24 protein-coding genes are annotated in these 25,191 nt (G+C 44.1%); 20 read left to right on the top strand and 4 right to left on the bottom strand.

Annotation, left to right across the window (positions count from 1 at the left end; translation table 11 throughout):
* Nucleotides 1–26: 26 nt before the first annotated feature.
* The 10 genes from NSQ91_RS19880 (at nucleotide 27) to NSQ91_RS19835 (ending at nucleotide 12,781) form a co-directional block, all read left to right on the top strand.
* Nucleotides 27–1,046 carry a uroporphyrinogen decarboxylase family protein gene (locus NSQ91_RS19880; protein ID WP_076304577.1) on the top strand — a complete coding sequence of 340 codons (1,020 nt, stop codon included), beginning with the start codon at nucleotides 27–29 and terminating at the stop codon, nucleotides 1,044–1,046.
* An 11-nt stretch (nucleotides 1,047–1,057) separates the two neighbouring features.
* Nucleotides 1,058–1,885, top strand: coding sequence for a MetQ/NlpA family ABC transporter substrate-binding protein (locus NSQ91_RS19875; RefSeq protein ID WP_076141012.1), 828 nt, complete (start codon nucleotides 1,058–1,060; stop codon nucleotides 1,883–1,885).
* A 17-nt stretch (nucleotides 1,886–1,902) separates the two neighbouring features.
* Entirely contained in the window at nucleotides 1,903–2,709 is an 807-nt protein-coding gene (gene proC / locus NSQ91_RS19870; protein ID WP_076304578.1) for a pyrroline-5-carboxylate reductase, read from the top strand.
* 2 nt (nucleotides 2,710–2,711) lie between these two features.
* Nucleotides 2,712–3,476 (top strand): VOC family protein, encoded by a 765-nt coding sequence (locus tag NSQ91_RS19865; RefSeq protein WP_076304579.1) that lies wholly within the window; start codon nucleotides 2,712–2,714, stop codon nucleotides 3,474–3,476.
* Between the two features lie 377 nt (nucleotides 3,477–3,853).
* Nucleotides 3,854–4,498 carry a Type 1 glutamine amidotransferase-like domain-containing protein gene (locus tag NSQ91_RS19860; RefSeq protein ID WP_076304580.1) on the top strand — a complete coding sequence of 215 codons (645 nt, stop codon included), beginning with the start codon at nucleotides 3,854–3,856 and terminating at the stop codon, nucleotides 4,496–4,498.
* A gap of 310 nt (nucleotides 4,499–4,808) precedes the next feature.
* Nucleotides 4,809–5,957 (top strand): DUF3626 domain-containing protein, encoded by a 1,149-nt coding sequence (locus tag NSQ91_RS19855; protein WP_076304581.1) that lies wholly within the window; start codon nucleotides 4,809–4,811, stop codon nucleotides 5,955–5,957.
* A gap of 185 nt (nucleotides 5,958–6,142) precedes the next feature.
* A complete protein-coding gene (locus NSQ91_RS19850; protein ID WP_340919501.1) occupies nucleotides 6,143–8,719 on the top strand; it encodes a glycosyl hydrolase in 2,577 nt (858 codons plus the stop codon).
* 404 nt (nucleotides 8,720–9,123) lie between these two features.
* The gene (locus NSQ91_RS19845) at nucleotides 9,124–10,173 is read left to right on the top strand and encodes an ABC transporter substrate-binding protein (RefSeq protein WP_340919498.1); all 1,050 of its coding nucleotides are present in this window, start codon (nucleotides 9,124–9,126) and stop codon (nucleotides 10,171–10,173) included.
* Nucleotide 10,174: 1 nt separating this feature from the next.
* Nucleotides 10,175–10,951, top strand: coding sequence for an IucA/IucC family C-terminal-domain containing protein (locus NSQ91_RS19840; protein ID WP_340919496.1), 777 nt, complete (start codon nucleotides 10,175–10,177; stop codon nucleotides 10,949–10,951).
* Between the two features lie 108 nt (nucleotides 10,952–11,059).
* Nucleotides 11,060–12,781 carry a helix-turn-helix domain-containing protein gene (locus NSQ91_RS19835; RefSeq protein ID WP_340919493.1) on the top strand — a complete coding sequence of 574 codons (1,722 nt, stop codon included), beginning with the start codon at nucleotides 11,060–11,062 and terminating at the stop codon, nucleotides 12,779–12,781.
* 93 nt (nucleotides 12,782–12,874) lie between these two features.
* On the opposite strand, the gene NSQ91_RS19830 is transcribed toward NSQ91_RS19835, so the two are convergent.
* The gene (locus tag NSQ91_RS19830; RefSeq protein ID WP_340919490.1) at nucleotides 12,875–13,096 is read right to left on the bottom strand and encodes a helix-turn-helix domain-containing protein; all 222 of its coding nucleotides are present in this window, start codon (nucleotides 13,094–13,096) and stop codon (nucleotides 12,875–12,877) included.
* Nucleotides 13,097–13,156: 60 nt separating this feature from the next.
* Nucleotides 13,157–13,375 (bottom strand): helix-turn-helix domain-containing protein, encoded by a 219-nt coding sequence (locus NSQ91_RS19825; RefSeq protein WP_076100339.1) that lies wholly within the window; start codon nucleotides 13,373–13,375, stop codon nucleotides 13,157–13,159.
* A 105-nt stretch (nucleotides 13,376–13,480) separates the two neighbouring features.
* Between NSQ91_RS19825 and NSQ91_RS19820 the strand changes: the two genes are divergently transcribed.
* The 3 genes from NSQ91_RS19820 to NSQ91_RS19810 all read left to right on the top strand — a co-directional run bounded on the left by NSQ91_RS19820 (nucleotide 13,481) and on the right by NSQ91_RS19810 (nucleotide 16,068).
* Complete coding sequence (locus tag NSQ91_RS19820; protein WP_076127124.1) at nucleotides 13,481–13,783, top strand: DUF6809 family protein; 303 nt, start codon at nucleotides 13,481–13,483, stop codon at nucleotides 13,781–13,783.
* A gap of 1,185 nt (nucleotides 13,784–14,968) precedes the next feature.
* Nucleotides 14,969–15,739, top strand: a complete 771-nt coding sequence (locus NSQ91_RS19815) for a hypothetical protein (protein ID WP_340919485.1) — start codon at nucleotides 14,969–14,971, stop codon at nucleotides 15,737–15,739.
* A 68-nt stretch (nucleotides 15,740–15,807) separates the two neighbouring features.
* Nucleotides 15,808–16,068, top strand: a complete 261-nt coding sequence (locus tag NSQ91_RS19810; RefSeq protein WP_036688642.1) for a helix-turn-helix domain-containing protein — start codon at nucleotides 15,808–15,810, stop codon at nucleotides 16,066–16,068.
* Nucleotides 16,069–16,092: 24 nt separating this feature from the next.
* Here the strand turns inward: NSQ91_RS19810 and NSQ91_RS19805 are convergent, their stop codons facing one another.
* Nucleotides 16,093–16,926, bottom strand: a complete 834-nt coding sequence (locus NSQ91_RS19805; RefSeq protein WP_076127116.1) for a MurR/RpiR family transcriptional regulator — start codon at nucleotides 16,924–16,926, stop codon at nucleotides 16,093–16,095.
* Between the two features lie 181 nt (nucleotides 16,927–17,107).
* Between NSQ91_RS19805 and NSQ91_RS19800 the strand changes: the two genes are divergently transcribed.
* From NSQ91_RS19800 to NSQ91_RS19785, 4 genes are read left to right on the top strand one after another with little or no spacing between them, the layout of a single operon-like run.
* Complete coding sequence (locus NSQ91_RS19800; RefSeq protein ID WP_076127114.1) at nucleotides 17,108–17,986, top strand: cell division protein FtsQ; 879 nt, start codon at nucleotides 17,108–17,110, stop codon at nucleotides 17,984–17,986.
* A complete protein-coding gene (locus tag NSQ91_RS19795; protein WP_340919482.1) occupies nucleotides 17,979–19,721 on the top strand; it encodes an ABC transporter ATP-binding protein in 1,743 nt (580 codons plus the stop codon). Before NSQ91_RS19800 ends, NSQ91_RS19795 begins: the two co-directional genes overlap by 8 nt.
* Nucleotides 19,708–20,541, top strand: a complete 834-nt coding sequence (locus tag NSQ91_RS19790) for an energy-coupling factor transporter transmembrane component T family protein (protein ID WP_339187586.1) — start codon at nucleotides 19,708–19,710, stop codon at nucleotides 20,539–20,541. Before NSQ91_RS19795 ends, NSQ91_RS19790 begins: the two co-directional genes overlap by 14 nt.
* Nucleotides 20,542–20,575: 34 nt before the next feature.
* Nucleotides 20,576–21,373: a PHP domain-containing protein gene (locus tag NSQ91_RS19785; RefSeq protein WP_305953529.1), complete on the top strand. Its 798-nt coding sequence runs from the start codon at nucleotides 20,576–20,578 to the stop codon at nucleotides 21,371–21,373.
* Nucleotides 21,374–21,681: 308 nt separating this feature from the next.
* On the opposite strand, the gene NSQ91_RS19780 is transcribed toward NSQ91_RS19785, so the two are convergent.
* Entirely contained in the window at nucleotides 21,682–21,906 is a 225-nt protein-coding gene (locus tag NSQ91_RS19780; RefSeq protein ID WP_076190853.1) for a hypothetical protein, read from the bottom strand.
* A 170-nt stretch (nucleotides 21,907–22,076) separates the two neighbouring features.
* Between NSQ91_RS19780 and NSQ91_RS19775 the strand changes: the two genes are divergently transcribed.
* The 3 genes from NSQ91_RS19775 to NSQ91_RS19765 all read left to right on the top strand — a co-directional run bounded on the left by NSQ91_RS19775 (nucleotide 22,077) and on the right by NSQ91_RS19765 (nucleotide 25,175).
* Nucleotides 22,077–22,916, top strand: coding sequence for a DegV family protein (locus tag NSQ91_RS19775; RefSeq protein WP_036688632.1), 840 nt, complete (start codon nucleotides 22,077–22,079; stop codon nucleotides 22,914–22,916).
* Between the two features lie 155 nt (nucleotides 22,917–23,071).
* Nucleotides 23,072–23,779, top strand: coding sequence for a response regulator transcription factor (locus NSQ91_RS19770; RefSeq protein ID WP_170914177.1), 708 nt, complete (start codon nucleotides 23,072–23,074; stop codon nucleotides 23,777–23,779).
* Nucleotides 23,757–25,175 (top strand): sensor histidine kinase, encoded by a 1,419-nt coding sequence (locus NSQ91_RS19765; protein ID WP_076182735.1) that lies wholly within the window; start codon nucleotides 23,757–23,759, stop codon nucleotides 25,173–25,175. The genes NSQ91_RS19770 and NSQ91_RS19765 overlap by 23 nt, the downstream gene beginning before the upstream one ends.
* Nucleotides 25,176–25,191 lie beyond the last annotated feature (16 nt).

Here is a 25,191-nt window from a genome sequence, read left to right as displayed (position 1 = left end):
TACATATTCTGGGAGGGACTCGACAGATGAGTGAATGGAGTAAGCAAGATCGTTTTAACGCATTATTATCTGGAGAACGGGCGGATCGTCCAATCGGAAGTGGTTGGCGCCATTTTATCGACAAAGAACAAACTGCAGATGATTTAGCAGAAACTACGATTTCTTTTACGAAAAAATATGATTGGGATTGGGTCAAGATTAATCCAAGAGCGACTTATCTGGCGGAAGCTTGGGGGAATCAATACGATTTTACGGATTATCAGACCGTATTTCCGAGACAGCAAACGACGGCTATTCCAACAGCGGCTAGTCTGTGGGATATCGACGTCAAAAAGGCAGTCCAGTCAGCCCCTTTGGCAGAGCATTTAGATGCGGTTAGAAAAATTCGTCAAGGGTTACCAGACACCCCGCTAATCCAAACTGTATTTTCACCATTAACAGTGTTGCTATTTATTGTAGGGCGTTCTGCTTACGTTACTAAAACGGTGTTTGGTATTGAGCACCCGGTAACTTTGGAATCCTTGTTTAAAGAACATCGAGCGGCAGCACATCATGCGCTACATGCGATTTCCTTAACCTTAGCCGATTATGTACAAGAGTTACAGCAAGCGGGTTCTGACGGTTTGTTCTACGCAGTGACGGGCACAGCTCACCCAGGATTATTTGATGAAGCTATGTTTGACGAACTGTCCAGACCTTATGATTCTATTGTTTTAGAAGCAGCGAGCTATGGAAAAAACATTCTTCATACTTGTGGAGCCTACGCCCAGCCTGAGAAGTTTAACGATTATCGGATTGACGGGATCAGTTGGGATACGGTAGCCGAGGGGAATCCAGGGTTAGAGGCAAATCTCAAGGCTACTAAAGTGGGTGGAGTCGATCATGGGTTGTTTGCGGTAAACGATATTGCCCAAATCAAGCAGCAGGCTGAAGATGCATTAAAGTTAATGAAAGACCAGCCGTTTATTCTATCTCCAAATTGCGCAATCCCACTCAATGTGACGGATGAAGCGTTGGCACAATTTAAAAAATCTATATTGGAATAGGGGAAGTAAGTATGAAAAAGTTAATGTTAGTGATGATGATAGGTGTTCTTGCAGTGTTGACGGCTTGTGGCAATAAAGAGGCGGGGGATTCTGGAGATAAGAAAAAGCTTACCGTTGGATTTGGTGTCGGAACCTATGAGGAACAATTCCGCCAATCGATTCTACCGATTCTAGAGAAACAAGGGTATTCCGTTGACATTAAAACCTTCTCGCAAAACATGCAGGTCAATCCAGCAATGAAGGAAGGCTCCATTGACGCAAGCATATTCCAAAGTACAGCTTATATGGAGGCCATTAACGAAGAAATCAATGCAGATATGGTCGGAATTGCTTATGTTCCAGGTGCTCCACAAGGTCTTTATTCTGTAAATCATACCACGCTAGACGATGTTAAAGACGGTACAACCGTAGCTGTTCCGAACGATCCGGTAAACCAAGAGCGTGCACTGCGTATTCTGGAAGAATTGGGTTGGGTCAAAATTAAAGAAGGGGCAGGCGTAGCGGATTTTAATATTAATAGTATGGAACCGGATAAATATAATATTGATATTAAAATATTGGACCCCGCTCAAATCCTTGTCTCCCTTCAAGATGTTGATTATGGCGTTGTAAATGGTAATTATATTGCTAATTCGGACAGAAAGATTACGGATGCTTTGAAAATAGAAAACACACCTATGGAACACAGAATTATCGTATCGGTTAATAAAAAGGATGAAAATTCTCAGTGGGCTAAAGATTTGAAAGCTGCTTATGAATCCAAAGAGTTTGAAGAATATATTCTTGGATTAGAAAAATATGATGGTTTCATTCTACCTGAAGCTTGGGACAACAATTAATTAAGGAAGTGAACGGAGTGACCAAAGAAAAGATTCATTTTATTGGTGGCGGACAGATGGCGGAAGCGATCATCCGCGCATGTATAGCGAATAACACCTTGTCTGTAAATCAAATTAGTGTATCGGATATTAATGAAACGCGTCTGCAGTTTTTGAATACCAAATACGGTGTAGATACGGAGAGTTCGCAAGAGCATAACCTGTCTACAGCAGATGTGATTGTAGTGGCAGTTCGCCCACAGGATGATTTAACTACCCTTGGTCAAAACGTACAACAATTCGCTACAGCTTCTGCCGCAATCGTATCGATTGTGGCGGGTGTGACGAATGATCAGTTAGCTGGTCATTTTGGAGCTGAACGGCCCATTATCCGGGTTATCCCCAATACTTTGACCGATACAGGATATGGCTATAGTGGTGTAGCGTTAAATGCTTATGCTACTCGTGATCAAGTGGAGCATTTCCTACTCGGCTTTGGAAAAGTACAATATCTGGATGAGGCGTTAATGGATGTTTTCACTGGATTTGGTGTGGCGGGTCCTAACTATATCTATTATTTCATTGAATCTCTCGTGGATGCAGGTGTACTTGCCGGACTGCCGCGTGAGCAAGCCTGGAAGGTTGCACTGGAGAATATGATGGGCTCGGTAGCAATGCTGCAACAGACAGGGCTGCATCCACGACAGCTGCTGGATATTAATAATTCACCTGGCGGTGTCGGCATGCATGGCTTGTACGAATTAAACAACAGTGATTTCGCAGCGGGTCTGCAAAGAAGTGTTCTGGCAGCCGTAAAACGTACTACTGAGCTGGGAGTGAAGTAAGCATGGCAACGATGAAATGGGATCATTTAGTTCACTATGTCAATGATTTGGCCAAACCGGTTGAGCTCTTTGGAGCTCATGGATTGGTTGCTTTTAAGGGAGGCTCTCATAAAGATTGGGGAACCTATAATGCCTTAAGTTACTTTGGGCTAACCTATCTCGAATTTCTGGGCATTGAGAATCTTGAGCTGGCAAAGGCAACTGAACATAATTTAGTGGTGAAAGATGCAGTAAAACTTCTACCAGAACATGAAGTTCTAAGTAGAGTAGTCATCCGGACGGATGATATTGAAGAAGTAGCGGCTTCCCTGAAAGCAGCAGGCTTATCATTATCTCCAATTATCGATGGTAAGCGTCTAGATAACGAGGGAAGATTAATAGAGTGGCGGATGATGACCATTGCTGGTGACTTTGGGGGACTGGTCTATCCGTTCATCATTCAATGGAGCGGAACGGATACAGAGCGAGTGGAAAGATTAACATCATCTGGAGTCATTAAACCTCATCCTGCGGGAGAAGTCGAAATCGTGCGTGCTGTATTCCATGTCTCCGATCCTGAAGCTGCAGCCAACCATTGGGGAACCATATTCGGACTGCCTGTTACGAAGTCAGAGGATGATACCTTCAGCCTTAAGATTGGCGATAGATCATTTGCTTTCGTGCAAGGAGACGAGAACCAATTCAAGCAGGTGGTTTTTGAAACGGATTCGTTAGAGCTGAAAGGGAAGACGATTTCGATTGGTGATGGGGAGTATGTTTTCGTTTAAGGGACTAGTATCTTTATAACTTTAGAAATAAAGACTTACTTGAAGGGATCGATACCTCGAGTAAGTCTTTTTGCTATTCACCGAAGGTACTAATGATGCTGGCATTTTTTTGTTTTAATCAATTTGTAAGATTTATTGAATTTCATTATATGGTACGATGTCCATGATATAAAAGGAGGTGAAGATAATCGGTGCAGAACAAAAATACGTGGCCCATTTCCTCGCCGGATAGGCTTAATGTGGATCTAGCGCAGATAAAAAACCTTGATTATGCCTCTAAATTTATATTACTATAGACATTTTTCTCTTGCCTGGCGCTATGAATTTTGATAAACATAATGGATAAATTTAGATATTACATATGGAGGTAATTACGGATGAAAACTCACTATTACTTAGATTGGTTTTATGATAAGGGCTTTTCTGAGAAGCTAGTCAATGTGTTGCATGAGGATATAACAGACAGAAAATCGCTTGTTATGATTAGCGCTGAATCGTCTGATTTTAGTGATGAACAAGTTAATATTGATAGTGTTTTTGAAAGGACATGGTTTAATCAGGCTAACATTTTTTTTGATGAATATCATTTCATTGATGACCGCACGCAGAAGGAAGATGCCCAGCGATTAATTCAAAACGCCTCTGTCGTTTTTTTATGTGGTGGAAGCGCTCGGGACCAAAAGCACCTTTTGACGGAATATGAATTATCGGATTTGATTAAAAAAAGCAATGCTGTTGTAATGGGAACAAGTGCTGGTGGGATGAACATGTCTGATGAATATGTGGATGAATGCACTGTTTGTGAAGGTATGGCTCTTAATCACTTTTCTTTTGAAGCTCATTTTGATCATGATAACACCGCGCTAATTGAGGGGCGTTTTCCTTTATCGAATAAAATGGATATTTATGTGGCGGCAGACAAAGATGGTGCTGTACGTGTGAAGGGCAGCAAAATCGACATTATAGGCAATGTATATTTAATTTCCCACTCAAAGATTCAGAAATTGGCTGAGACGCTCTAATTATGGTTGAGTGGTTGTGACACTGACGGTTAACTAAATGGTATTTGTTTTGAGTCCCTATTTGACAGCACCTTACGAGCAAATCGAGTTGATTACTCCTGCGAAAAAGGAAGATTACGCATAACGCGCATACGATGTTCAAGCCATCAACATTCGATCTTGAATTTATATCATTCGAGATCCATGTAAAGTTATCGGAATCTGCGATGGTAAGGATATGAAGTTTTAAGTGAAGAAGCGTTTGATACAGTGAGAGGAGAAATCAAGTCTCTTTTCTTATGTACTGGGTCTAGAAAGGAGTGAATAAGCAATGGAGTGGAAAGGCGATGCAAATGCCAATAAAAAAAGAGAGTCTCAGTTCACTGAGGAACTATCGGAGTCACAATTATCGGCTTTAGAATATGTTACGAATTACGCGCGAACTCGAAAAAGTGAAGCAGTTCAGACCATCCATGAAATTCTTCAAATGTCTAATGTGGATCGGGAAGAGTTTGAAGATGCTGTGGTCAAAATAAAGTCACATGCGAAGATTGCTCTACATTTCCATCCAGATCGACTAGATCCGGTAAAGAAAAGTGTTGCAGAGGCGCTATTGGAGCAAGGCGTGTACAAGAGCCAATTTGAGACCTTGTTATCCAGTGGTAGTGTATCAGCCTATTCTGGCGGTCCACGTGATTTGTGGGAGGAAAGACTATTTGGAGGGGCATACCAACAAGAGGGTGCTTCGAATAGCGAACGCCCTAAATATGGCGCTCTTGATTTGATGCGTCATTCGGATGGGCCAGCTCCGCGCTTTGGCTCCTGCTATTTCCTCCTATCCCCTGAGGTTTCTTATCGCAGTACATACACCTATATGGATTCGCATCAAAACCCTGTACAGAAAGGGACATATGCAGAATTTGATGATATGATGGCGGCATTACTAGAGGAGATTTTCTTAAGAGATTCCGCTCTAGGGGAAAAAAATCTTCGATCACAAAAATTAGTTGACCATCTTCGGGTCAACCTCACAATGCCGTTTACAGACCCTTCAAAGGGTGAAGCTAAACGTAATCTTAACCACTATATTGAGGCGCAAGTTCATGGAAACATCCGTCTAAAGGAAGATGTGGAAATTTTAGTTGCCGATCCTTCATTCAAGGGTACTCCAACAGGGCGAGTCCTGGAGCAAATATGTTTACAGTATGCCATCCAACTCTATTGGCACATGGGATTCGCGATGTGGGTAGACGAAGTGCCTTCAGATTTTAGAGGGCCTTCGATGCCCTCCTTGGCTAAGCGTATTGCTCATCACGGTTATATTGATGCGAGCATGATTGGATCTGCTGCTATGCACTTAAAGCATGATCCTTCAGCATGGCGGGACCGAGGAACCGAAAAAGAAGTACTTCAAGAATTAAAACTCTTATGGCATGTTTTGGTACGGTACGGAAAGCCGCTACGAAACTTTAAGTTGTAAGAAGCCAATGTTATTTAACTCCTCCTAATAAATATTGGTGGGAGTTTTTTTGCCTGTGGAAATTTTCTCGATTTGATAGATTTACAAAATATGGAATATATGCTATCTTATCTATGAAAGCGCATCCAAGAGATGGTATATTGAACTTTTATTTACCATATTTAACATAGGGAGGAAAGGTGGAAATGAAAAATTTGCTCAAGAAGGCAATCACAATGATGCTGGCATTTACTCTGCTACTTGGATTGATGACAGCGCCGCCCGTTCATGCAGACAACGCACTTTTCACAATTGAAAGCGAAAACGCTCAGCTCACCTCCGATCTTCAAGTGACGACCCAAATTTACGGACAGCCCAAACCCGGATACTCTGGAAGCGGATTTGTCTGGATGCAGAATTCCGGTGCAATTTCCTTCACAGTGACTGTTCCGGAAACTGGCATGTATACGATCTCCACACGTTATATGCAGGAGCTCAGTGCTGACGGCAGGCTTCAATCTTTGGCCGCTAACGGCGTTACGAAGGGGTCGTATATGCTGCCCTATACGACCACGTGGTCGAATTTCGATTTTGGCTATCACAAGCTGAATCAAGGCAGCAACACTATTCAACTGAAGGCTGGCTGGGGTTTCGCTTATTTTGATACCTTCACGGTGGATTATGCCGATCTTGATCCCCTGGATGTGCAACCTGTCCTCAGCGATACTCAAGCCACTCCGGAAACTCAGCTTCTGATGAATTATTTAACGGAGGTTTACGGCAATCATATGATCTCTGGTCAGCAGGAGATTTACGGAGGCGGAAATGACGGCAATTCCGAGCTGGAGTTTGATTGGATTCACAATTTAACGGGAAAGTATCCGGCGATCCGCGGATTTGATCTGATGAATTACAATCCGCTTTACGGCTGGGAGGATGGTACGACCGCCCGGATGATCGATTGGGTGAATAACCGGGGCGGGATCGCGACAAACAGCTGGCATATCACTGTACCCCGAGATTTCACCGCCTATCAGCTCGGGGAATTTGTAGATTGGAAGAAAGCCACCTACAAGCCGACAGAAACCAATTTTAATACAGCCAATGCGGTAGTTCCAGGTACGAAAGAATACCAATATGTACAACTGGCCATTGGGGATTTGGCGGAGCAACTGCAGATTCTGCAAAATAACAATGTGCCGGTTATCTTCAGACCCTTCCATGAGGCGGAGGGCAACGGTGGATTGAATGGAGAAGGTGCATGGTTCTGGTGGGCTTCGGCAGGCTCGGAGGTGTACAAGCAGTTGTGGGACCTGCTCTATACTGAACTTACAGAAACGTACGGTCTGCACAATTTGATCTGGACCTACAACAGCTATGTGTACAGCACTTCTCCCGCATGGTATCCCGGCGATGATCAGGTGGATATTGTAGGCTATGATAAATACAACACGATCTATAACCGCTATGACGGTTTGTCTGGTGTGCCCAATGAGGACGCGATTACCTCGATTTTCTATCAGCTTGTTGATTTAACCGGCGGTACGAAAATGGTAGCCATGACGGAGAACGACACTGTTCCAAGCGTTCAGAATCTGACAGAGGAAAAATCGGGCTGGCTCTATTTCTTACCGTGGTATGGTGAGCATCTCATGAGTTCCGCCTTTAATTATCCGGCCACCTTAACAACGCTGTACCAAAGCAATTATGTAATCACGCTCGATGAGCTGCCTGATTTGAAGGTTAACAATCCAATTCCAAGTGCGTCTATCACACCTGCAAACGTCGAATTTGATAAAAATGCCTCCAATCAGAATGACAAAGCCATCACCGTGAATTCAAACGGCAATACGTTAACCGCTCTCCGGACAGGCGCCAATGCATTGACAGCGACTCAGGATTATACCTTGAGTGGAAATACGCTGCTGCTCAAAAAAGCATTTCTGGCGACACTGCCGGTTGGCGAGCATTCGATCATCTTTGATTTTAATAAAGGACAAGATCCCGTATTAAAAGTGAAAATTGTCGATTCCACGCCAAGCGCATCCATTGCGCCCGTGAGCGCTGCATTTGATAAAGCAGCGAATCTAGCCCAGGATATTTCCGTAGCCCTTACTTTAAATGGACACCAGCTTGCAAGTATCACAAATGGAAATTCCACACTTTTAGCGAGTCAGGATTATACGGCATCAAGCGCTGCTGTTGTTCTGAAAAAATCCTATCTTTCCACGCTGCCGCTGGGACAGAATACCCTAACCTTTCATTTTAATGGAGGAAATAATGCTGTTCTTACAGTGAACGTAGCGGATAGTAGTGTTCCAGTACCCACTGGAGATTTGACGGTCCAAGCTTTTAATGGCAACACAAGTGCCTCCACCAACGGGATTTCACCCAAAATCAAAGTAGTCAATACCGGTGATTCAGCGATTCAACTAAGTGATGTGAAGGTCCGGTATTACTATACGATTGATGGCGAGAAAGATCAGAGTTTCTGGATCGACTGGGCCAGCATCGGAAATGCGAATGTAACCGGCAATTTCGTTAAGCTGGCGACTCCTGTTGCCAGTGCCGATTATGTTTTGGAAATTGGTTTCCCGAGTTCGGCTGGAACACTTAATCCAGGTCAGAGCGCAGAAATTCAAACCCGTTTCTCCAAAACCGACTGGTCCAATTACAACCAGGCTAATGATTATTCGTTCAAGGCATCCAGCAGTCAGTTCATCAACAATGAACAGGTCACCGGGTATATGAATGGTCAGCTTGTGTGGGGGATTGAGCCGTAAGCTTTTAATGAAAAAAGGTATCTTTGTGTAATACAAAGATACCTTTTTTCATTTTGGGAAGAAGCAGGGAGTGCAATGGAAGAACCATTTCTGAAGTAGCCAGATTGCTCGATGATCAGTTTCTGGAGAAGGAAAAGTTTGAATTGAGCGAGATTATCATCGACTGTGTTGGCTATTTTCAGAACAGGAGCAAAGAAATTTTTGTTAAAATTAGGGATTTAGGTGCTTCTGTGGAATTTTTGTAGTCAGTCGCGATTCTCCTGAGTCGTTCCTATGGTGTGCAATGTCGCATTAATCCGGCTGCAATGTCGCAAAAGTACATGGAAATAGAGTATGAAGATAGATTATACTCGCTTTATTGATCTGATAATGAAAATCATTATCATACATAAGGGGGAGTCAGCATGAAAAGAACAAAGAAGAGGCAAGCAACCGTTAGAAAGGTAGAAGCTGCCCAAAAAGCAGGACTATTAATGATATGGATGATGGCGCTGGTACTTGTGCTAACGGCTTGCGGTACTGGAGGTGGAGCAAATGCGGGCACTGCCGCACTGCCATCTGCTTCAGCCGAGCCGTCACCTACATCTGAGACACAGGCTCAGACTGCAGCCTTCCCGGTTACCATCTCGCATATGAAGGGCGAATATACGCTGACTGAGAAGCCGAAGGTCATCGCCGCGCTTGATGTGAAATTCGTCGATCAATTGTTAGCGATAGGCGAGCATCCGGCAGGCAGCGTTGTGGCTGGAGCGAAAGATGCAAAGTTTCCAGAATATTTAAGTGAACAATTGGGTGATGTGAAGGTCCTGGGCACACGCGATGAGCCCAATCTTGAAGCTATTGTAGCGATGAATCCGGATCTTATATTGATGACCGACTTTCAGGAGCAGGTGTATGACAGCGTCAGTAAAATAGCGCCCACAATAGTACTCGACTTCTATGAAGATTGGCGGGATACATCGGCTACCATCGGTATGATAACGGGCAAGCAGGCGGAGGCGAAGGTAGTGCGTCAAGCCTACGAGGACAAAATCGTTGGACTGCGGGAGCAGCTGTCGGCGAAGCTGGGCGACGAAACGGTAGCTCTGATTCGCCCAAGACCGGAAGGTATTCGCGTACACGGTCCCGAACATCGGACCGGAAGCATTCTTTATGAGGATTTGGGATTGAATATCCCTGCATTCGTTCAGGAGATCAAAGATGATACCTCCGTTGAAATTTCGATGGAGACCATCGCTGATATCGGAGCAGATCACTATTTCCTGTTATCGGATGAATTGTTTGCCAAAGAGGCAGAGGCAATGGCGAACAGTCCGGTCTGGAAATCTCATGATGCCGTTAAAAATAACCGCGTATACAATATGAATTCAACGCTATGGATCGCTTATTATGGGCCAATTGCCCTCAATATTATTGTAGATCAAACCGCGGAAGCGCTGTTGGGATCGCATTAAAATGGACAACTATCTGTCGTCTGCCACCTGGAAGCAAATGGCGGAGGAATACCGTCTGTGGGTAGGTGAACCGCCTGAAGGAAACGTTCGGACAATTGCCCTTAGCCAGTTGCACGAAGAAGCTGCATGCCGCGAATATGTAAGCTGGCTTAAGGGTTATATCGGTGCGCCTGATATGCAGGTTGCCGCTTCCATGCTGGCCAAGCGGATCGGTTATCTGTGGATCGCGCCGATGCTGACCGCTATGACCCTTCATAACCGGGAAGTCTCCATCCCGCTGGAGAACTGCTTCCTCTATAATCCGGCTTCCTCAGCTTTTAAAGGGGATACGCGTTTTCCTTTCCTTGCGCTGAACGGGCTTCGAGCGACGGCGGCACCGGAAGACAGGGAAGCGTGGCGAGAAGAGATCGTAGAGGAAATTTTCGCGGTACGTCTTGCGCCGCTGCTGCACACGCTTGCTGCAATTGGTCCCGTCTCCATGGCAGTACTTTGGGAGAATATTATGGTACGCATTGCCCCGTTGTATTCTCCTGGAATAGGTGAATTTGGGCAAGAGAGGCAACGAATGCAAGCCGATTTTGCCTTCCTGACCCGGATAGCTCCCGGACAATTGTTCGGCGCAATCCGCAATCCGTTTACCCGGTTCACAGAGAACAATGACCTGGCTCCGGTTGCAAAAAACAAGCGTATCACCTGCTGTTTTTATTACAGGATGTCGGCGGAATATTGCGGAAAATGTCCGAAAATTGACAATGAGAATGAATCTCAATTAAAATGACAACAGCAACGCACTCACTTATGTTGCGGACGCGCTTTCACTAAAGCATGTAATCCTATTCGAGTGCGCCCGTTTAACAGAGGATGCTATTGTCAGGAGATGAGAGAAATGCCGCTGAAAGAACAGGCAAGTTTATGGAGTGATACAACGATCAAGATGCTTGATGTGCGTAGCGGTACTTTGCCACCCGGCGGCGTTATGAGCGAAACCGGATTAACAGCCAATGTGTTGCTGCTGGCAGGCGGCGGGGAAGGTAGGCTTGTGATGAATGGCGAAATTTGCCATATCCAGGCCTATTTCGCTTGTCACGCAGTCAAGGGATCAGCATTTACTTTGACTGCTGGATCAGAAACCATTCATTATACTGTTATTATATACAAGGCTTTTCCAATGTTGGGGGCTGCCCATGTTCTGTTTCCGCAGCGCAATCACCCATTACGAACTTCATTTGTTCACCGTCCTGTGCTCCTGGCTGAACTGCATCAGACTGCGGAACAAATCGAAGCCAAATGGAGCCGGGGCGAAGGGCTGGAGCGTTTCCATGCGAATGCGCTACTGCAAGGAATGCTTTACGAGCTTATTATGGAGTATGAATGTGGTCAGAAAGGCACAGAGGCGGATATGGTGGATGTTGTCGCTGCCTATATAGCGGGGCATTATCGTCAGGAGCTGGAGCTTAAGGAGCTGGCAGCGCTTGCCGGATGCAGTACAAGACAGTTACAGCGGCGATTCAAACAGGAGAAGTTACTAGGACCGATGGAATATGTAATCCAGCTGCGGATGGAGAGTGCCGAGCGGATGTTGCGTCATACGGATGCTCCCATCGGCGAAATTGCAGAAAAAACGGGCTATCGCGACATGTATTACTTTAGCAGGGCATTTAAGAAATATCATGGAGTTCCCCCGCAGATCTACAGGCGCACTGCCGCTTCAGGGATCGGTGCTCTCTCAGCATATTCTGGGCTGCCGGATCGCCTGGCCTCATCGTACGAGACGCTGCAAGGCCCGGTAATTTGTCATATGCGAGGCGAATATTGCGTCACCGCTTCTCCGAGACGTATCGCCGTACTCGACGTTCAATATGCAGACCATTTGCTTGCGCTTGGGATATCTCCGGCAGGGAGTGTAGGAACGGGCAGTGCAGCGTTAAAATTCCCCCAATATATCAGGGAAAGGCTTAAGACAACGGAAATGCTCGGAACTTATGAGTACCCGGACCTGCAAGCTGTCGAACGGCTGCGGCCGGATTTGATTGTCTGTACTGAGGTGCATGCTCAGCATTATGAACGGTTAAGCCGGATTGCGCCAACCCTAATGTTTCAACGGAATGAGAGCTGGCAGACGATTCTGGGCCTGTTCGGTGAATTGACGGACAAGCGGACAGAGGTGGAGCGTATTATTGCGGATTACCTGCGCCGAACAGCATTGCTGTCTGAGCAGCTTGCAACGGCGCTGGCGGGTCAGAGCGTGGCCTTGATCCGTCCGCGTGAGTCGCTGGTACGGGTGCATACTGCCTCCCATCGCACAGGTGCCGTGCTGTACCGGGATCTTGGTCTGCCAGCTCCTCTATTTGTCGCAGACACTTCCGACACGGCTTATCATATTACAGTTGATAGACTGCCGGCTGTGCATGCCAGCCATTATTTTTTACTTAGTAACGAGATGATGCAGGAGGGGGTATCTGCGACAGAGCAAAGCGTCCGAGGGATGTTGGATTCCGATGAGCGGCCGTATATATACCCGGTAGATGCCGCTACATGGATCGGCTGCTACGGACCGACAGGTATCAATTACATTGTGGATCAGGTAGCCCGTACCTTGCTGGCCTGAGCGTATCTAAGAGCATCCCCTAATTTCAGGCTATTTTTAGCCTAAACGTGAACAGCTCCTGTGATTATCACAGGAGCTTGTTTGTGCTGCGGATTATTTTTTGTTGGGATAGCATTTAGAATTATCTGTCTGACCTAAAATATAGTCGATGCTTACTTTATAGAAATTAGCTAGCGTAATTAAAACGGCGCTCGTAACATCCAAATTTCCATTTTCATAGCGGGAGTAGGTGGCTTGTGTAATATGTAAAAGCTCCTCTATTTGTTGCTGTGTCAGATCTTTGTCTTCGCGTAAATCACGGATTCCTGTGTACAATGCTCATCAGCATAAGAATGAAATCCTTTGAAAACTGCGATATCTACTCATTCTTTAAATTTAACTTTTTGAGTAAGGAGTTTTTTGGTTCGTTCTGTTTAGTAAATAGTCAGTACTCGTCTTATGATAATCTGCTAGCTTAATCAGAATGGCCGTGGGAATATCAACATCACCGCGTTCATAATTACTATAAATCCTCTGGCTGCATTGCAAATACTCTGCCATTTGGGTTTGAGTTAAATCTTTATCTTCACGCAAATCTCGGATACGTTGATACATACTAAACACCTCCAAGGCAAGCATATCTTAGCGAATTATTCGCTATTGATTTTTAGCGATAAATTCGCTAAGATGATTGAAGAGATGATTTGGGAGGGATGACTGGTGAGTCTTTTGGAGGATTTATATTACGGGAAAATCTGTCCAAGTGAACTTTTGTGTTTACGCGATCCCGAGTATATACAGAACTCCAAGCTAATCTCAGAGTTTATGGACATCCTAAAAGCAAAGTTATCTATAGAAGACTTTACTATGATTGAACAAGCCTTGGATCTGAGTGGCATGCAGAACTCTATCTCATCCGCTTCCGCCTATACTCTCGGATTCAGAATGGGGGCCGCTATGATAATAGAAGTATTAGAACATAAGGATGAACTTATACACTCTAAGGGAGAAGCTATGTCTTGAAAAAATAAAGATAGAGCTATTAGAGGGTAGAAATCGAGAAGAGGAGAACAAAAATTGAACAATATTCCAAACCGCATATGTTGATAGACGAACTTCTTCAGGCAGAAAGTTGGGGCATTATTCAAGCGAAGTTGGTTCCTGCTATTAAGGAAGCTATCGCTATGGGAGAGGTTGAAAAACTCTCTAAACTTAGGACTAAGATTCCATATTCTTTCGAAAATTCATTAAAGCATTTGAAAAAAGCGGAGCGGGAATTCATTCGAAACGGATGACGGAAGTGGGGGAACCTCTTAACATGCGCTGGTTATATGAAAAAGATAATTTGACGATCAGTTTTACCGTAGTGAGAAACTAAGCCAGTCGGAGGCGTAGTTGATATACCGATTAACTCTCTTTCTTCGCTTAGGACGGATAAAAATATCGGTATCAGAAGCAGTGAAAAGGATATCATTGCAGCTATCCCTGAGGCATCCCGCAGCGAAAAGAAAGTAGATGGTGTTGTTAACTATTGGGTGAACGTTATCAAGCTTGACGAAGGATTCTATCATCCTTCCCTTGCCTTTGTCGTCAAAGAAGACAAGGTTGAAAATCTAGAGTTAACCAAATTACTTATTGATCTGAGTGAATAAAGAAGGCAGGCTCACATGGCCAGCCTTCTTTATTTAGCTTTACAAGGCGACTTCTTTTTTGTGACCAGCCGGATGCTCCAATTGCTTCATTGGCTACATAAATTCCCGTTAGAACTGATCCTCCTATTTCTAAGATACCCTGGTTGATTACCGGAAGCAGCTTATAGCCTAGGGTCTTTTTTTTTGGTGCCTGTAAAATCGGGGCTTGACCATTAAGGGCAGGGCCTTCTTTACGTTATTCCAGACCATTGACAATTATTGTAAAGATGGTGTATTGTAAGTGATAAGTAGTAAGTAGTAAGTAGTAAGTAGTAAGTTAATCAAACGCTCACCATACGGAATAAATATCATCCTGTAAATACGAATTAATGGATAGGGGTGGATGGTTATGATGGATCTTAAATTAGCACCAAGTTTTTCATTGATCGCGCTTAATGCACAGAGAAGTCTTCAGATGACTACTGTCAAGAAAGTGTCTTTGCGCTGCATGGCAGCAGCGGTTATATTGGAGCTTTACTTAGAGGGATGTTTTACACAATCTTAGAACAAGTTAACTTTGCACAAGGAAGCACTTGATCAATCTCATTCAACACTCTACAGAGAAACTGTTCTACAATCCTTACTTCATAATAGTGCTGAGGTGAAGGGTGATCTAAATTGGTGGTTAAAGAAGGCTTCGAGGAAGTCTAACCATCAATTAAAAAAGTTCGAAACCGCGATTTCAGATTATCTTCAAGCAATGAATTTGCTTGAAGATATACCAAGCCTGATAGGGAGCGACATGTATTTTGATTCTGCTGAAGTTGAAATTAGAGCCTATCGCAGTAATATGGAGGCGTACACGAGCATTACAGAGAATATGCGGGCAGAGATTTTGGAAGAGGGCCCAGTAACAGATGAGGTCATTTGTATGCTATGGCTACTTCGTGAATGTGGATGTATGCATGATTTCTTCTCGCTGAACGAATTAGAAGAGGTGAATATCAAATTACATGATCTATACCAAAGTAACTTATGGGCAAAGGCGCTGTTTCCTATACAAATTCGCCAGGGAGTTGAGTTAGGTATCAAACGTTTTTTAGCATTGAAGACAAAGTTTGCGAAGACCTTTATCGGCAGTAGTATCAATCTTATCTTCCCTGCCCTAGAGCGATCACGAGCTGTCTTTATAGAAACAGAGTCCTGGTTTGATAATTCTAATCAAAGGTTAGACGCAGTTATTACAAGATTAATGTCCTATGGACATGAGTTAAGGTGCTGGAGAGAGGATCGATTGCGACTCTTAAAATTGATAATTTGCTCTACGATGCGATCCCACATTTTGTAATGATGAAAGTGCCAATTCAAGGTGTGCGTCTTATTCCGAAGCGCCCGCTGTAAAGGAGTTGGTTATCAATGTCTAGACAACGATCCATGGAGAATATTATGGCGTCAGAATATGTATCGATAGGGGAATTAGTAAGAATCACAAATGCTCGTTATAGTACACTCAAACATTATACAGAAGAAGGCATGCTGCCCTTTGAACAGGCAGAGGAGAATTTAACACGCAGATATAAAAGAGAAGAAACCGTCGCGCGCATTCTTTGGATCAAAGAAATGAAAGCAAACGGTTTATCTATCCCACAAATTAAAGAAGCTTTAGGAATGAATTAAATTCCCCTTATCCTTGCAGTCAACCTAACTCCGTGGGAGCTTCCCCCCATACTGCGCGCGCAATTGCTGCAATTTATCCAGCTTGCTTAGACTACTGTCCCTATTCGCTAATCCCACTCCAAGGATCAAATTCTCAATAATATAAGTGGGGCCTACCATGGAATGGAACTCCCAAACCTCACCTCTCCCCGCATAAAGCACGATATCTGCATCTTGGGATCGCGGGTAGACAAGTCTATCTGTGATCAGGATGACCTGGTAATTTGCTTCACGTGCATGGTTCAGTATGACTTCAATCTCAGGCAGTATTTGCACAAATCCAAAGACAAGCAAGACATCTTGTTTGTCAGCATGCATTAAGGTCTCTAGCAGCTCATGGCCGCTGGGGGCCATTTTTTTCATTTGAAGACCAAAACGCGCCATTCGATAGATCATTAGCTCTGCTAATCCGGCGCAAGGGCCAGGGCTGTATACATAAATAATCCGAGCTGTAGATATCGCATCTACTGCACGCTTTAGTACATCGTCGCTTAAATAGCGGCGTGTTTCTTGCAAATGATGTGAACAATTGTCCAGCAGCAGTTGAGGGAGTGAGGTATCGTCTGATCGCTGCATGGCATCACGCATTTTTACAGAAGGTGTGGATTCAAAGCGGAAACGGAGCCGGTTTTTAAAATCTTTGGCATGTTTGTATCCCGCAGCTTTCCAGAACCGTGAAACGGAGGCGATGCTCAAATGCAGCTCGTCTGCCATTTCTTGTTCGGTCATATAGACCACACGTTGCTCATTTTTTTGAATAAAGTCGGCAATTATCCGTTGATTAGGCGAAAAAGCGCGGTGGTTCCAATCTTTATACAATCTCTCAATCCTCCTATGATGATGCGATAGATTGAATATAACGTGTGAATATGTTGTAAATATTTTTACAACGTTAAAAATATTGAAAAAAATATTACTCTCACTTAACAAATGAAAAAAGCTGTGATGACATGGCCTTCTTATAATGAAGATAAATTCTTATTGGGAGGCCAAATATTTCATGAGCACGATAAAAACGCGTTACACACTGACTCAGTCACAAAAAATGATGATTTTTGTACTGTCGATGTCGCTTTACGGGTTGTCCAATATGTTTACCGAGCTAGTGCCTGGGATCAAACTGGGCCCGATTGAATTATCCATTGAATATTTCGCCTTCATTCCTTTGACATTATGTATGTTGTTTCACCCCTTATATGCGGCGGTCGGAGCAGCTGTTGGTGAGGTAATCTTCGGGGAATTGATGTTAGGCCAATTTGGAGGTTTAGGGGAGCTGGAGAAATTCATTACCTTCTCACTGGCGATGTATACCGCAGGCCGTATGGTGTCTGATCCGAAAAATCGAAGACAAGTTGGAGTGGCTGCGATTACCGGCGTGGCGATTCACCAGTTTTTTAGCTCCGTTATAGATATTGTGAAGGTGTGGGTAGGGGTAGAAGAGCTAGAGGCTGTTAAAGGGCTGGCAGAAAGTATCGTTGTAATTGAGGGAGTAGGGTTCCTGAATGATGTCCTTTTCTCCGGCATTTTGTTCGCGCTAATTCCTACCATGTATCTGGTTCCGCGTTTATATGGAAAAATTGAACCATTACTCGGCATGAAACCGCGTGAGCGGAATATGAAATATGCAACAGGAGCGTGGCTATCTCCTAAGCTGGTCATTGCCGGAACCTTTCTAGTGATGGTAGCGGTGGGTTCGGAATTGTTATCGGAATCGGGCTGGAACTTCGGTGATTTTGAGCTTGCAGGGGCGGAATCGAATGAAAAGACCTTGATTTGGCTCAGTATGTTGGTGGCGGCTGTAGTAGCGGCAACGGCGATTATTGCACTGCTTCGGCGTTCGGCACGAAAAAGACAGGAAGCGGGTCAAGCAGATGCGTAATATAATTCTTGAATTGAACAAAATTAACTTTACGTATCCGGGAGCTGAACAACCAGTACTGCAAGACGTAGACTTACGACTGGGAGAAGGGGATTTTATTGCGATCATCGGCAGTAATGGCTCCGGGAAATCTACTCTCTGCAAATGCTTTAACGGCTTAATTCCACATTATTACACTGGTGATTTCAGTGGAGAGGTGACAGTTTGCGGCCAATCTGCGGATGGAAAAAGTGTAGCAGAGCTGTCCAAACGTATCGGTTATGTTTATCAGGATTTCGAGAATCAATTGGTACGACCGACAGTGCTTGATGATGTGTCTTTTACACCTCTAAATTATGGGTTTACGGATTACAAGGAACGGGGAGAGCGTGCGCTGGCGCTAACCGGACTTAGTGACTTGAGGCATGAATTTATTTGGCAGTTAAGTGGTGGGCAAAAACATCTGCTCGCTCTGGCCGGAGCACTAGCTATGGATCCGGAAATTCTGGTGATCGACGAACCCGTAGCCCAGCTGGATCCGCAGCATGCCCGTCATATCTATGATATTTTGCAGCGTTTGAATGAGGAGCATGGAAAGACCATTGTAGTGATTGAGCATCATGCGGAATTTATTGCGGATTATTGCAAAAATGTTGTCCTGATGGATCAGGGTAAAATGTGCTGGCAGAAGCCTGTGCGTGAAGCTTTGTCATCTGTACAAGAATTGCTAGAGCTGGGCATTTACCCACCGGATGTGACCCGGGCGGCTTGGCTGCTACAGCCTGATGATCAGAAGTCAAAGCTGCTTCCCTTAAATGCTGAGGAAGGCAGTACCCGTATGACGCTTCGTCAGGATGCCAAGGAGACACTTCCAATCGGACGTATGCAAGAGCTGCTCCCTATAGCTGCAAAAGAAAAAAATTCTATCGTTCAGCTGGAGAATGTTCACCTCTCTTACCGTACGATTCATAAGGTGCTGCATCCTGTACTGAATGGAATTCAGCTAGAACTGGGGCAGGGAGAGTCCATTGCTCTTATTGGCAACAACGGAGCAGGTAAATCTTCATTAATGAAGCTGATTGCTGGTATTGTCAGACCTACAGCTGGAACCGTAAAGGTTAAAGAAATGACGGTGAACGGGTTGCCGCCTGAACGTCTCTCCGGTACGGTAGCTTATGTATTCCAAAATCCGGAGGAAATGTTTATCGAGGATTCTGTGCGTAAGGAAATCGCTTATTATCTGAAGGCGCGGAAACTACCAGATACGGATGAAAGAGTGGATGAGATGCTAAAGGCGTTTCGCTTAAGCGAGCTGGCTGAACGGGATGCCCGACTGTTAAGTGGAGGGCAGCAGCGCCGGGTATCCTTGGCAATTGGTGCCGCGGTTAAACCCGCCATCATGCTGCTTGATGAACCGACAGCTAATCTGGACATTTCGACCAAACAAGAAATGGTACATGTGCTGGAGACGCTTCGTAATCATGTGAAGACGGTCGTCATAGCAACTCATGATATGCAGCTTGTCTCTGAATGGGCCAGCAGAATAATTGTAATGCATCAAGGGCGGATAATTGCGGATGGGACGAAGGATGAAATTTTCGCTGACGGCCTTCTTTTACGGCGTGCGGGTCTGGCCCAGACCCAATTGATGGAGCTAAGTCGTATGCTCGGTCTCCCTAGAATTTGCAGTAGCTTAGAAGAGTTTGTGAGTTTAGTGGAAAAGAAGGAGGTAGCTGCAATCCATGGAAGCCGTTAAACGGGCACTTGACCGTATATCTGTAGAACAAATCAAATTGGAGTTACTCGGGACCGCATATAACAGCAGCAGCACTTTTCTGGGCAGGCTGGACCCGCGAACCCTGCTGCTCTGGTATCTCTTTTTTGCCATCGTGCCTTGGTTTGTACATAACCGGACAATCCTGTTAGGGATGTTCGTGCTTATGGTTTTAACGACCGTCCTCTCCCGGGTCAGCCCTTATATTATTTTTATATTATGTCTCGGCTTAATCAGCCAGATTGGCTGGATGTTTATATTGACGCTCTTTTTCGGTGGGGGGATTGAATCCTTGCTGCCTATGCTGACACTGACGCTTAAGCTTTCGGTGATTTCGCTGGCGAGTATAACGGTTTTCTCTAGTCTTGATCCGGAACGACTTAGTGACGGCTTACTGTCTTTAGGAATCCCTGATACCTTTGCATTCAGCTTATCTTATGGCTATCGTATTTTGCCTACTTTACTAGAGGAATTCCATCAGATCCTACTTTCCTTTAGATTGAGAGGGCAACGACCGCTTCAACATGGAATTTTCTATTGGCGAACAATAACGTATTATTTGCGAATCGTCATTCTGGCATTTTACCCGCTCATGTTGAACACAGCTAAACGTTCTCGAACAACGATTGAAGCACTTGAGACTCGGGGATTTAGCTACGGCCTTAATAATAAGAAAGTGAAGAAGATCAAGTTATCTTATTTAAAAATGAAGCGGTCCGACTGGTACTTTTTATCCGGATCCACTGCTTATGTCATCTTGATATTCTGTATTGGTTATCTCTACCCTGAACTGGTGTATTAACATAACTTACAAGCTCAAAGGAGACGAATTAGACATGATGAATATTGATCTGCATACCCATGGTAAATTATCTAAGAAATCTACGTTTTCACCCGAATATTTTGCGGAGATGATGTTCGAAGCCAAGGCGAATGGATTACAGGCTGTAGCATTGACCGAGCATTTTAATACTTCTAATTTCTTTGCGATGTATGATGCGCTGGATCAGACTTATCCCTATAACGGGCATTATTACGATGTGAACGGACTTAAACTGTTTCCAGGCATGGAAGTGGATATCGCGGAGACAGGTCATATCCTGTTGATCGGACTGAAGGAGAATGTTCTAGCTGTTCGCGCTTTACTAGATGAGCATACGCAGGAGGGGAATTTCATACCTTTTAAGCAGTTGCTTGATATGGCCGACGAACATAATCTTTGGAAAATCGGAGCCCATCCCTTCCGAACTTCTACACCTTTACATCAACTGGATCCGGCATTGCTTCAGCGATTAGACGCTTTTGATTTCAACGCTAAGGATATTTACATGCAGGGGGTGGAGACCTATAAAAACCTGATCACGCCCTTTGCTGAGAAGCTGGGTGTGCCTGTGATTGCTGGCAGTGACAGTCATCAGTGTTTGCAGTATGGCAGTGTTGTGAATCGACTGCAAGACTCCTGCTCAACGGTGGAAGAATTGAAGGAAGCTATCAAACAAGGGAACTATGAAATAGAGGTTTCTCCGTGTCTTCATACCAAAGTAAAGGCTTCGGTAATGATGAAAAAACTATTGAAGCAGTTAATTGGCGAAGCCCCCTCCAGAGATGAAGCGGAGTTAGGATATATGGCGTAGAAAATAGAAGAGGGTTGTTCCATAAGCCATGAAATGATGAAATGGCTACTGGGACAACCCTTTTTGTTGTTCGCTGGATTTCATTACTTTTGCATGTACAAAGATAACTATCGGACACAGATGACCTTAAACGCAGTTTTACTCCACATTTGGGATGCTAACGGACCGCATAGCCACTAATGGCACGGAAAACACCATATATGAACCTCATTCTACGGAATAACGGCTCTGGAGTCCGAAACTCTGCTCAAAAGGCTGGAAATTTGCCAATAACGTCATCTGGGTCCTCAAATCTCAGAATGTATGAATTATCGTTTGTCTTTCGAATCTTTATTGCTGACACGGGTGGGTCTGGTCACCCAATTCGTGCGATTCATCGGTTTTACGGTATCAATTCTTGAATTGGAAGGTTCATTCGAAGGTTCTGTGGATTCAGTTTCAGTAGAAGCTGCACCCTCTTGATCTACGGTTTTTTTCCTCGATAGTCCTGTACCATCATGTTTGCCTCTGTTCCATACTCTACCCTTACTCATACATACACTCCATTTCTATACGCTTATTCATAAACCATATCATATAAGGACAAGTTAAGGAAGAAAGACATAACACAGATCGAAGAATTTTTCAAGTTATAAAGGTTACTGGAGATTTCATTTTATGGTGGCTATAATAGTACTGATATTGAAAGGAGAGTACTTATATTATGGCAATCAAGATCATAACAGACAGCGGTTCAGACCTACCCCTTGACTACATGGAGAAGTATAATGTTTCCGTGATCCACCTACCGGTTCATTTTGGGCATGAGTTAATGCCGGCAGATACGGACACGAAAAGCTTTTATGCTCAAATGCGCGAATCCAAGGAGCTGCCTACCACAGCTAGTCCAAGTCCCAACGAATTCCTTGAGAAGTTCAAGCAAGTGGAGGAGGGAACTGACATTATGGTCATTTGTATGTCCTCTAATATTAGTAGCACTTATCAGACGGCTATGATTGCTATGGAAATGTATAAGGATGAAGGACATACCAATGCAATAGAGGTTATAGATTCCAAAAACTTCTCAGGCGGGCTGTCATTGATTGTCGGCCTGGCGGCGCAGTGGTCCTTAACTTGTTCAAGCTTGCAAGAGCTCAAGGAAAAGGTACTTCAGCAGATAGAGGAAGTTAACGCTTATTTTACGCTGGACACTCTGGAGAATGTAATGAAAGGCGGACGTCTAAGTCGGCTCTCGGGAGCCGTAGCGTCTGTACTCAATATAAAGTTGCTGCTCAAAATCAGCGAAGAAGGCACTGTCGAAGTAGTGGAGAAGACCCGGGGTCTTCCAAAAGCACTGAATCGTCTGCTAGCGCATTTGGATGAGAAGCAGCATGATTACGAGAAAGCGGTTATCGCTATTGTACACAGTAATTGTGAGAAGCTGGCACTCGAGATTAAAGAACGCATTTTACTAAAGCATCCCTTCAAAGAAGTCTTACTCTCAAGCATGGGTCCGGTTATGGGAACCTATGCTGGGGAAGGCGGAATTGGCGTAGCTTTTTAAAGTAGTGATCCTCACAATCCAGACAAATTACGATCGTACATGGGACGGTTTCCCGTGTGCGATTTTTATTTTATTACTATGTGATAATTTAGCTATTCTTTAGATTGTGTTTAGGCTCTGTTAATAATCACAGAATATAGTTAGATGGGGGGATTATCATGTATACAATATTGATCGCTGATGATGAAGCAGAAATTGTGGAATTGCTAAGATTATATCTAGAGAAAGAGTACAACATTTTGGAAGCAAACAGTGGTACTGAAGCCTTAACGCAGGTACAGAACCATAAAGTTGATTTGGCAATTCTGGATATTATGATGCCGGGTCTGGATGGACTGCAATTATTGAAAAAGATCCGCGAGGTGCATCATTTTCCAGTGTTATTTTTATCTGCCAAAAGCGAACATCATGACAAAATTCTGGGTCTTGAACTAGGAGCCGACGATTATATTTCCAAACCGTTTAATCCATTAGAAATAGTAGCCCGTGTTGGAGCACTGCTGCGGCGTGTACATCATTTCGATGCGCAAGTCGTTGAGGAAAAAGAAGCTGAACAGATTGTATTAGGTGAATTAATGCTGGATCAAAGCCAGTGTCTGCTCTATCGTTCAGGTGAACCTGTGGTGCTTACTTCTACCGAGTACAAAATTTTGGAACTAATGATGAAGCAGCCTGGACGAGTCTTTACACGCAAAAAAATATATGAGGCCGTGTGGGAAGATTTCTATGTGTACGAAGATAATAGTATCATGGTACATATCAGCAATATCCGGGAAAAAATTGAGGAAGATTCCAAAAAGCCAGTATATTTAAAGACTATTAGAGGGCTGGGATACAAAATTGAAGCGCCTATGGAGCAATAGAGATCAACGACCTTTACAATCATCGCTGACGCTGGATTTTTTGTTGTTTATCTGTATTTTGTTTTTTCTCGTGATTGTATATTATTTGTTTATTAATCTTGATGTGACCCATATTTTTGAAAAAAATAAAATCGCTGATCCTGATTTGAAGGTGGAAGCTAGTGCTTATCGAGATAATCTGGAGCATGGGATAGAAACCAAACGTCTTCTGCGTAGCGGGGGATGGATCGAGGTCTTGGATCAAGACATGAAGGTCACCAAGGTTGTTGGAGAAAAAAAAGACGGTGTAACCCAATATACCAGTAACCAGCTTTTAAAAAGTTTGGAAAATGGAGAAGATCAAGCTTACTTTTATTCGTTGACCACGCTAAATGCTCAGAGCGAATCGGAGTGGCTGCTCTTGAAGCTGCCGCGGGAAGCTATCACCATCACCATTAATAGTGATCCCTTCGTGGCCTACTTTAATCATTCGCTTTCATACTACGTCTTTTTGGGTGTGGGAATGATTCTTTTGCTAATTATCGTGTACAGCTATTGGGTGGCGCGGCGAATCAGGAAACCACTGCGTATCATCACGCTTGGATTGAAGCAGATGATTCAGGGGAATTATGATACTCGAATCGCTTTATATGCAGAGAAGGAATTTTCGCAAATTGGAGAGACTTTTAATTATATGGCAGACGTAATTGAAAAGACGACCAAAGAAAAACGCCAGGCAGAGGAAAGTAAGAAACGGATGATGGTTGATCTGTCCCATGATCTGAAGACGCCGATAACGAGTATACAAGGCTTTGCCCAGGCGCTTGTAGAGGGTAGAGGCGAGGATGAAGAACGCCAAAAAAGATATTTAAGCTATATTTATAATAAATCCTCACAAGTTACTAAGCTGATTCAGAACATGCTGGAGCTGTTAAAAATAGATTCACCGGATTTCTTGCTACGAATGGAGCATCAAGAACTGGGCGAATTTATTCGTGAAATCATTGCAGATACGTACGGAGAGATTGAACAAAAGAACTTTGTTTTGCATCTAAATGTTCCCGAAGAGGATGTGTTTTTGAACTTTGATGCGGAACTGCTCTCGAGTGTGGTTCATAATTTGATCTCCAATGCACTGATCTATAATCCTCCAGGCACACATTTGCGTGTGGAGGTGATTCCTTTGGAGAAAGAAGTCACGATTGAAATCGCTGATACTGGAGTGGGTATTCCAGAAGAGCTGTGGTCCACAATGTTTGATCCGTTTGTTCGGGGAGATAAAGCGCGGACAGCTTCGGGAGGAACAGGGCTAGGTCTCTCGATAGCTATGAAAAATACAGAGAAAATGGGGGGTACGCTTCATCTCAGTCGCCGAAAGAAGGAACCTACGGTATTCACCATCCGGATTCCGAAATAACGAGCTGGAAGACATC

The sequence above is a fragment of the Paenibacillus sp. FSL R7-0048 genome (genome assembly GCF_038004505.1).
In the GTDB taxonomy this organism is placed as follows: Bacteria; Bacillota; Bacilli; order Paenibacillales; family Paenibacillaceae; genus Paenibacillus_AQ; species Paenibacillus_AQ odorifer.
The sequence above is the reverse complement of the archived record's forward strand: the minus strand, read 5'-3'. Positions and strand labels throughout refer to the sequence as shown.

Excerpts from the sequence above, each read along its gene's own strand:
- NSQ91_RS19880 (WP_076304577.1), top strand. The coding sequence starts at position 27 with ATGAGTGAATGGAGTAAGCAAGATCGTTTTAACGCATTATTATCTGGA.
- NSQ91_RS19860 (WP_076304580.1), top strand. The coding sequence starts at position 3,854 with ATGAAAACTCACTATTACTTAGATTGGTTTTATGATAAGGGCTTTTCT.
- NSQ91_RS19785 (WP_305953529.1), top strand. The coding sequence starts at position 20,576 with ATGATGAATATTGATCTGCATACCCATGGTAAATTATCTAAGAAATCT.
- NSQ91_RS19780 (WP_076190853.1), bottom strand. The coding sequence starts at position 21,906 with ATGAGTAAGGGTAGAGTATGGAACAGAGGCAAACATGATGGTACAGGA.
- NSQ91_RS19775 (WP_036688632.1), top strand. The coding sequence starts at position 22,077 with ATGGCAATCAAGATCATAACAGACAGCGGTTCAGACCTACCCCTTGAC.
- NSQ91_RS19825 (WP_076100339.1), bottom strand. The coding sequence starts at position 13,375 with ATGTATCAACGTATCCGAGATTTGCGTGAAGATAAAGATTTAACTCAA.
- NSQ91_RS19835 (WP_340919493.1), top strand. The coding sequence starts at position 11,060 with ATGCCGCTGAAAGAACAGGCAAGTTTATGGAGTGATACAACGATCAAG.
- NSQ91_RS19840 (WP_340919496.1), top strand. The coding sequence starts at position 10,175 with ATGGACAACTATCTGTCGTCTGCCACCTGGAAGCAAATGGCGGAGGAA.
- NSQ91_RS19855 (WP_076304581.1), top strand. The coding sequence starts at position 4,809 with ATGGAGTGGAAAGGCGATGCAAATGCCAATAAAAAAAGAGAGTCTCAG.
- NSQ91_RS19850 (WP_340919501.1), top strand. The coding sequence starts at position 6,143 with ATGAAAAATTTGCTCAAGAAGGCAATCACAATGATGCTGGCATTTACT.
- NSQ91_RS19800 (WP_076127114.1), top strand. The coding sequence starts at position 17,108 with ATGAGCACGATAAAAACGCGTTACACACTGACTCAGTCACAAAAAATG.
- NSQ91_RS19845 (WP_340919498.1), top strand. The coding sequence starts at position 9,124 with ATGAAAAGAACAAAGAAGAGGCAAGCAACCGTTAGAAAGGTAGAAGCT.
- NSQ91_RS19810 (WP_036688642.1), top strand. The coding sequence starts at position 15,808 with ATGTCTAGACAACGATCCATGGAGAATATTATGGCGTCAGAATATGTA.
- NSQ91_RS19795 (WP_340919482.1), top strand. The coding sequence starts at position 17,979 with ATGCGTAATATAATTCTTGAATTGAACAAAATTAACTTTACGTATCCG.
- NSQ91_RS19790 (WP_339187586.1), top strand. The coding sequence starts at position 19,708 with ATGGAAGCCGTTAAACGGGCACTTGACCGTATATCTGTAGAACAAATC.
- NSQ91_RS19875 (WP_076141012.1), top strand. The coding sequence starts at position 1,058 with ATGAAAAAGTTAATGTTAGTGATGATGATAGGTGTTCTTGCAGTGTTG.
- NSQ91_RS19865 (WP_076304579.1), top strand. The coding sequence starts at position 2,712 with ATGGCAACGATGAAATGGGATCATTTAGTTCACTATGTCAATGATTTG.